This window comes from Bartonella sp. MF74HXZ (genome assembly GCF_042194445.1).
Classification (GTDB): Bacteria; Pseudomonadota; Alphaproteobacteria; order Rhizobiales; family Rhizobiaceae; genus Bartonella; species Bartonella grahamii.
In genome coordinates this window covers 1-308 of sequence record NZ_JBHIMW010000032.1, presented here as the reverse complement: position 1 = coordinate 308, position 308 = coordinate 1, and the positions used below count along the sequence as shown (strand labels likewise).

Below are 308 nucleotides of genomic sequence, written 5' to 3'. Positions count from 1 at the left end.
ACAGCACGCTTATGCACTGTAAAAGCTTCTGAACTGCTGTGGCCAGATGCCATCACAGACGAGCAAAAGAAAGCAGCCATTCAGTCTTTAGAAGACCATAACAACATTCTATTGCGATAGGAGAATGCACACATGGATATGAATTTTTTTAAACATGATGCTTTCTCAAGCATCACAATGATGAAAGCCATTGAAAACTATGAGTTTCAACCGGGGCTTATTAGTTCTCTTGATCTTTTTGAGGAAGTGGAAACAAGCACCACAGTGGTTGGTATTGAACGGCGTGATAATACATTTTCGCTTATTCA

1 protein-coding gene and 1 pseudogene are annotated in these 308 nt (G+C 39.9%); both read left to right on the top strand.

The annotated features are described in order from the left end of the window. A partial coding sequence (locus ACFIJ8_RS08480) for a head decoration protein (protein WP_375639392.1) occupies positions 1-120 on the top strand: 120 nt, incomplete at its 5' end. Positions 121-132: 12 nt separating this feature from the next. Continuing rightward, positions 133-308 (top strand): annotated as a pseudogene (locus ACFIJ8_RS08475) (major capsid protein); the annotation flags it as partial.